General features: G+C 63.9%; 6 protein-coding genes. 4 read left to right on the top strand and 2 right to left on the bottom strand.

The features are described from left to right. Positions 1-162: 162 nt before the first annotated feature. Both WCJ41_RS19230 and WCJ41_RS19225 read right to left on the bottom strand, forming a co-directional pair. Complete coding sequence (locus WCJ41_RS19230) at positions 163-1,134, bottom strand: 2-dehydropantoate 2-reductase (RefSeq protein ID WP_336907454.1); 972 nt, start codon at positions 1,132-1,134, stop codon at positions 163-165. Beyond that, positions 1,131-2,633 carry an acyl--CoA ligase gene (locus WCJ41_RS19225; protein ID WP_336907453.1) on the bottom strand — a complete coding sequence of 501 codons (1,503 nt, stop codon included), beginning with the start codon at positions 2,631-2,633 and terminating at the stop codon, positions 1,131-1,133. Before WCJ41_RS19225 ends, WCJ41_RS19230 begins: the two co-directional genes overlap by 4 nt. Positions 2,634-2,715: 82 nt before the next feature. Here WCJ41_RS19225 and WCJ41_RS19220 point away from each other — a divergent pair, with 82 nt between their 5' ends. The 4 genes from WCJ41_RS19220 (at position 2,716) to WCJ41_RS19205 (ending at position 7,209) form a co-directional block, all read left to right on the top strand. Continuing rightward, positions 2,716-4,344 carry an NAD+ synthase gene (locus WCJ41_RS19220; RefSeq protein WP_336907452.1) on the top strand — a complete coding sequence of 543 codons (1,629 nt, stop codon included), beginning with the start codon at positions 2,716-2,718 and terminating at the stop codon, positions 4,342-4,344. A 1-nt stretch (position 4,345) separates the two neighbouring features. Continuing rightward, positions 4,346-5,680 carry a glutamate--tRNA ligase gene (gltX, locus tag WCJ41_RS19215; protein ID WP_336907451.1) on the top strand — a complete coding sequence of 445 codons (1,335 nt, stop codon included), beginning with the start codon at positions 4,346-4,348 and terminating at the stop codon, positions 5,678-5,680. Positions 5,681-5,786: 106 nt separating this feature from the next. After that, positions 5,787-6,446 carry a DUF305 domain-containing protein gene (locus WCJ41_RS19210; protein ID WP_336907450.1) on the top strand — a complete coding sequence of 220 codons (660 nt, stop codon included), beginning with the start codon at positions 5,787-5,789 and terminating at the stop codon, positions 6,444-6,446. A gap of 121 nt (positions 6,447-6,567) precedes the next feature. Then, positions 6,568-7,209, top strand: a complete 642-nt coding sequence (locus WCJ41_RS19205) for a glutathione S-transferase family protein (protein WP_336907449.1) — start codon at positions 6,568-6,570, stop codon at positions 7,207-7,209. Positions 7,210-7,319 lie beyond the last annotated feature (110 nt).

Genomic DNA, 7,319 nt, shown 5'->3' with positions numbered 1-7,319 from the left:
GCCGCGGCCCATGCCGATGGGGATGTTGACTCCCCGCCCGCCGCGGCCACCGCCGGGAAAGCCCATGCCGCCACCCTGGCTGCGCCGGTCCTCGATTGAGTCATAGTCAGGCTTTTCATTGTCGAGGCGCATGGCGACCGTCCTTGTCTTCCGGAAAACGTCTTAGGCGTGTTGGATCCGGAATTTGCAGAGATCATAGACCAATTGCAAGCTCGGCGTGCTGATTTGCACGATCCGCCCCAGTTCAATGACAACTCCCAGCAGCGCATCGAGTTCCGTGGGGCGTCCGGCCTCCACATCCTGCAACATGGAGGTGCGGTGAGCGCCCACTTTGGCCGCCATGTCCATCCGCTCGTCGGCATCGACCGCGAAGCTGACGCCGAGCGCCTCGCCCACGGCGCGGGCCTCCTCCATCATGGTGCGGATGACGCGGCGGGTGCCGGGGTCGGTGGCGAGGTCGACCAGCGTGCCTTGCGTGAGCACACTGACCGGGTTGAAGCTGAGGTTGCCCCACAGCTTGAGCCAGATCTCGTTCCTCAGGTTGGGCTTCACCGGGCTCTTGACGCCGGCACTGGTGAGAAGGCGGCTGAGAATCTGCACGCGCTCGGTCTTCTCGCCCGTCGGCTCGCCCAGCGGCATGCGATCGCCGTAGTGGTGTGAGATGACGCCGGGCGCCTCGATCTCGGCCGCCTGCCAGACCACGCAGCCCAGCGCCCGCTCCGGCCCGAACCGGTTCCAGATCACACCACCCGGGTCGACGCTTTCAAGCCGCGTACCTTCCAGAGGCCCGCCGATGCCGTGGAAGTACCACCACGGGATGCCGTTCTGGGCAAAGAGGATCGCGGTGTCCTTGCCGATCAGCGGCATCATCTGGTCGATGACGCCGGCAAGGCCATGCGCCTTCAGCGTGAGGATGATGAAGTCCTGCGGACCCAGCTGCTTCGGATCATCGGTGACCATGGGGCGCACCACATGCGTCTCGCCGCCCTGCTTCAGCGTGAGGCCGTTGGCCTTCATTGCCGCGAGGTGTGCACCGCGCGCCACGAGCGAGACATCGGCCTCGCCCTTCATCGCGAGGCGGCCACCGACATAGCCGCCGATGGCGCCGGCACCGAAGACGCAGACCTTCGTCATGAGAGGCCCAGCTTCTGTGCGAGCCCGATGCGCTGCAGCTTGCCGGTGGCACCCTTGGGGATTTCCTCGAGGATCACGATCTTCTTCGGCACCTTGAAGGCCGCGAGCCTGGCATTGGCGAAGTCCTGCAGCGCGCGCTCGGTCACCGTCATGCCCTCACGCAGCACCACGGCCGCTGCCACGTCCTCGCCCAGCTTGTCATGCGGCATGGCGAAGGTGACGACCTGCGCCACCGCCTCATGCTCCATCAGCACCTCGTCAACCTCCATGGGGGCGATCTTCTCGCCGCCGCGGTTGATGATCTCCTTCAACCGGCCGGTGATCTTGAGATAGCCTTCCTCGTCCATGAAGCCCTGGTCGCCGGTGTGGAACCAGCCGAAGGCGAAGCCCGCTTCATTGGCTGCAGGGTTGTTCTCGTATCCGGGTGTGACGTTGGGGCCGCGCGTCACCACCTCGCCCTCCTCACCCGAAGACAGCAGCCGCCCGTCGGGTGACATGACGGCCACTTGCGGACCAGCCGCGCAGCCGACGAAGCCGGGCTTGCGCTTGCCCGGCGGCAACTGGTTCGACGTCATCTGGTGGGCGTTCTCGGTCATCGCATAGGCTTCGATGACGGGGCAGCCGAAAGCCTCTTCAAGCACGTGAAACACCGGAACAGGCAGGGACGCAGAACTCGAGCGGATGAAGCGCAGCGGGTTGGCCTTGATGATTTCCGCATTGCGCTCGGCGCGCTGAAGAATGGCCTGGTGCATGGTGGGCACCGCCGTCACCCAGGTGGGGCGCGCCTCTTCCAGCTGGCCGAAGAACTTGAGCGCGTTGAAGCCGGGCGTGGCGAAGACAGATGCACCCGCCGCGAGCGTTGCAAGCACCGCCGCCATCAAGCCGTGGATGTGGAAGAGCGGCATGATGTTGAGGCAGCGGTCACGCTCTGTCAGCTGCAGCGTGTTGCGGATGTTGTTGGCGGAGGCCAGCAAATTGGCATGCGTCAGAGGAACGATCTTAGGCCGCGAGGTGGTTCCGGAGGTGTGCAGCACGAGGGCCACGTCACCCTCTTTGGCATAGCCCTGGACGGACGGCGAGGCGACGGCATCGCCCGCGATGGTGAAGGCGCCTGCCTCGGCAGCGGAGCTGAGCGTCAGCACCGGAACCCCCAGCCGCTTGGCAGCGGCGATGGCGGGGGACGTGCTCCCCTCTTCCACCAGCAGCGCCTTGGCGTGCAAGTCATCCATATAGAAGTGGAACTCGTCCTCGCGGTAGGCGGGGTTCAGCGGTGCTGCGGTGACGGCGCAGGCGGTGGCCACGAAGGCGGCGGCCATATCCGGCCCGTTGGGCAGCACGATGGCGAGCTTGTCGTTGCGCGCGAGGCCACGGGTGCGGAGTGCGGCGAACACGTCCTCCACCAGGGCGGAGAACTGGCCATAGGTGAGGTCGTCCCGGCCAGAGGCCGAGAGGGCGATATTGCCCGGCAACCGGGCATCAAGGAGGCTTTTCAGGATCATTCCGGCACTCAGCCGCATTTGGAGCGCCCCGTCAACGCCGCGCAATTGAAGGTCAGACCTGCATCCGCTAAGACCCCTGCCCATGACCGACAGACTCATCATCGCGCTGGCCCAGCTCAACCCGACTCTGGGCGCGATCAGTGCCAATCTGGACCGTGCCCGCGAAGCGCGGCGCGAGGCGGCGGATGCCGACCTGATCCTGTTTCCGGAACTCTTCATCTGCGGCTACCCGCCTGAAGACCTGGTGCTGCGCCCCAGCTTCGTGGAGGCCTGCCGTACCGCCATCGAGGAACTCGCCACGGAAACCATCACCGGCCCCGCCGTGCTGATCGGCCTGCCGTGGCGCGAGGGCGCCAACCTCTATAATTCCGTCGCCCTGCTTGCCAATGGCAAGATCGAGGCGGTGCGCCACAAGTTCGACCTGCCGAACTACGGCGTGTTCGACGAGAAGCGCGTGTTCAACGCGGGCCCCGCCCCCGGCCCCATCTCCTTCAAGGACGTGCGCCTGGGCGTTCCCATCTGCGAGGACATCTGGACGGAAGAGACCTGCGAGACGCTGGCCGAGACCGGAGCTGAAATCCTGCTTTCGCCCAACGGTTCGCCCTTCGAGCGCAACAAGGATGACGTGCGCCTCAACCTCGTCGTGGCGCGTGTCACCGAGACGGGCCTGCCCATGGCCTACCTCAACCAGGTGGGCGGACAGGACGAGCTCGTCTTCGATGGCGCGTCCTTCGTTTTGAATGCTGACCGGACACTCGCCTGGCAGATGCCGATGTTCGAGGAGCAGTTAGCACTCACCGAATGGCTGCGCGAGGACGACGGCTGGCGCTGCGTGCCGGGCGAGATCCTGACCGTCCCTGAAAACGAGGCCGAGACATGGAAGGCCTGTGTGCTGGGGCTTCGCGACTACGTGCTGAAGAACCGCTTCCCCGGCGTGGTGCTGGGCCTGTCGGGCGGCATCGACTCGGCCGTGGTTGCCGCCATGGCGGTGGATGCGCTGGGCGCCGACCGCGTGCATTGCGTGATGCTGCCTTACGCCTATACCAGCCGCGACAGCCTGGTCGATGCCGAAGAGTGCGCCAGGCTGCTGGGCGTGCGCTATGACGTGGTGCCGATCAAGGAACCCGTCGAGGGCTTCCTCTCCGCACTGAAACCGATGTTCGAGGGGACACCCGCCGGCATCACCGAGGAAAACCTGCAGTCGCGCTCGCGCGGCGTGATCCTGATGGCGATCTCAAACAAGTTCGGCTCCATGGTGCTGACCACCGGCAACAAGTCGGAAATGTCGGTGGGCTATGCCACCCTCTACGGCGACATGAACGGCGGCTACAACCCGATCAAGGACGTCTACAAGACCGAGGTCTATCGGCTTGCCGAATGGCGCAACTCGCTGGGCTATGTCATCCCCCAGCGCATCATCACCAAGGCGCCGACGGCGGAACTGCGCGAGAACCAGAAGGACCAGGACTCGCTGCCGCCGTATGAGGTGCTGGACGCCATCCTCGAAGGCCTCGTCGAGAACGAGATTCCCGTGGAGCAGATCGTCAAGAATACAGGCTATGAGGAAGCCCTCGTCCGCCGCATCCAGCACATGCTCTATATTGCCGAATACAAGCGGCGGCAGGCAGCGCCCGGCGTCAAGATCACGCGGCGCAACTTCGGCCGCGACCGGCGCTACCCGATCACCAACGCTTTCCGGGACGGACGCTGAGATGACCGCCATTGTCCGTTTCGCCCCCTCCCCCACGGGGCGCATCCACATCGGCAACGCCCGCACGGCGATCCTCAACTGGCTTATGGCGCTGAAATCCAACGGCCAGTTCGTGCTGCGTTATGATGACACCGACACGGCACGCTCAAAGCAGGAATTCGCGGACGGCATCGCCACTGACATCGAGTGGCTCGGCATCAGGCCAGCACGCGTTGAATGGCAGTCGAAGCGCTTTGGGCGCTATGACGAGGTGGCAAACCGTCTGCGCGCCGAGGGCCGCCTCTATCCCTGTTACGAGACGGCGGACGAGCTCGACCGCAAGCGCAAGCGCCAGGAAGCCCGCAAGCTGCCGCCGGTCTATGACCGCGCCGCGCTGAAGCTGGCGGATGAAGAGCGCGCAAAGCTCGAGGCCGAAGGCCGCAAGCCGCACTGGCGCTTCAAGCTCGACGGCCGCGTGGTGGAATGGAACGACCTGATCCGCGGGCCGCAGCACATCGACACGCGCTCGCTGTCCGACCCCGTGCTGGTGCGTGAGGACGGAAGCTATCTCTACACGCTGCCTTCCGTCATCGATGACATCGACTTCGGCATTACGCATGTCATCCGCGGCGAGGACCATGTGGTCAACACCGCCGTGCAGATCGAGATCACGGAAGCACTGGGCGCCACGCCTCCCACCTACGCCCACCACAGCCTGCTCATCGGCGCCGACGGCAAGGGCCTGTCGAAGCGACTGGGTTCCCTCTCCATCGGTTCGATGCGCGAAGGCGGGCTCGAGCCCATGGCGGTGGTGAGCCATGCGGCATTGCTGGGCACCTCCGACAACATCCATCCCTGCGCGGATTACGCCGAGTTGGTGGAAGGCTTCGATCTCGACAAGCTGTCGCGCGCGCCGGCCCGCTTCGACGAGGCGGAACTCCTGCACCTCAACGCCAAGCTGCTGCATCACCTGCCATGGGACGCCGTGAAGGACCACTTGGCCGGAGACAGCGAGGCCTTCTGGCTCGCGGTGCGCGGCAATATCGAGAAGCTGTCGGATGCGGGGGACTGGGAAGAGGTCGTGCGCGGTCCCGTTCATCCGGTGATCGCCGGGGAAGATAGGGCGTTCATTAACGCCGCTCGAACCCTGCTGCCGCCGGAACCCTGGGACGACGCCACCTGGAAGGCGTGGACGGAGGCGGTGAAAGCCGCAACGGGCCGCAAGGGAAAGCAGCTCTTCATGCCTTTGCGGCTCGCCCTTACGGGGCGAGACCATGGGCCTGAACTGGCACAGCTATTGCCCTTGATCGGGTATGGGCGGGCTTGGGAACGATTAACAGTTCAAACCGGCAGTTGACGGTGAGGATCCCTTCAATTCCAGTGCGTATTGTAATTTAAAATTGTATATTCTTTCGCTGCCGTAAAGCGCTGGAATCAACCAGCTGCGGCGAGGAGGATACCCAATGAGAGTCTCAATCCTTGGTGCAATAACGGGCATTGCGCTGTTTGCATCCGCCAGTGCCATGGCACAGCAAGACAACTCCAGCACCATGCAAATGAATGCCGAGCAGCCCGCCGATGCAGGCATGGCCACCGAGAAGGACGGCTTCAAGCAAGCAAATGCCGAGATGATGAGCGAGATGGGCGGCGTCCCCATGACGGGCAATGCGGATGTGGATTTCGCAAGCCTGATGATTCCGCATCATCGCGGCGCGGCCGCCATGGCGAAGGTTGAGCTCTCCTTTGGCAAAGACCAGCAGATCCGCAAGGTCGCCGAAGATATCATCGCGAAACAGGGAGAGGAAATCTCCTTCCTGCAGAATTGGTTGCAGGCGAACGCCGGCGCATCGTCCAAAGATGCCAAAGCCGGCGAAGCTGAGGCATTCAAGGCGGCAAACGCGGGAATGATGTCCGAAATGGACGCCATCCCCCTGAGTGGCAATGCGGATGTCGATCTCGCCCGTCTTATGATTCCGCATCATCGCGGAGCGGCTGCCATGGCCAAGGTTGAACTTGAATATGGCAAGGATCCGGTCATCCGAAAGGTCGCCGAGGAGATCATTGCAATGCAGGGCGAGGAAATCTCCTTCCTGGAGACCTGGCTGAAGGCAAACAGTCAATGAGAAGATGATGGCAGTCTGCTGCCCCGCGTCATGACATGATGCAGACTGTCGCGGGGCATCAGCAGACCAGGGAAGCGAAAGTCCCTCGACAACGCCGCCACTGAGGCCCCATAAAGTTCCCATGATCCTCGTGGGCCAGTTCGACTCTCCCTTCGTGCGGCGGGTGGCGGTGACGCTGAACCACTACCACATGCCCTTCACGCGCAATGCGATCTCCGTGTTCCGCAACATCGAGGACATGCAGCGGATCAATCCTCTGATCCGCGTTCCCTCCCTCATCCTCGAGACCGGCGAGACGCTGATCGATTCCTCGGCCATCATCGACCACCTCGACGAGGCCGCGGGACCCGCCCGCGCGCTCACCCCCGCGCACGGGCCGGAACGGCGCAAGGTGATGCAGGCCGTGGTGATGGGCCTGGGGCTCATGGACAAATGCGTGGCGCTGTTCTTCGAGCGGCTGTTTCACATCGACAAGCACATCAATCGCGATTTCGAGAAGCGCATGATGCTGCAGATCTCGGCGGGGCTGGAGAAGCTGGAACACGACTGCGGCGCACCGTGGTTCTTCGACAGCAAGATGACGCAGGCCGACATCACGGCGGGCTGCCTGATCGGATACATCAAGATCCGCGTGCCGGACGTCTTCCCGCTGGACAAGTATCCCAAGCTCCACCACCTGGCGCTCCATTGCGAGACCAAGGAAGACTTCGTGAAGGCCCGCCCCTCGCCCGGCGAAACGGCGCCGGGCCAGACGCGGCATTGAGATTGGCACGCGCCCGCGCGTTGCAGTCCTTCCGTGGCCGTCATCCCAGCGAGAGCTAGAGCGGCGGGCGGTGAATTGACTCCATTAGGATTTCCCTCCCCCTCGTGGGG

The sequence above is a fragment of the Aestuariivirga sp. genome (assembly GCF_037139295.1).
In the GTDB taxonomy this organism is placed as follows: Bacteria; Pseudomonadota; Alphaproteobacteria; order Rhizobiales; family Aestuariivirgaceae; genus Aestuariivirga.
This window is presented reverse-complemented; position numbering and strand designations above follow the sequence as displayed.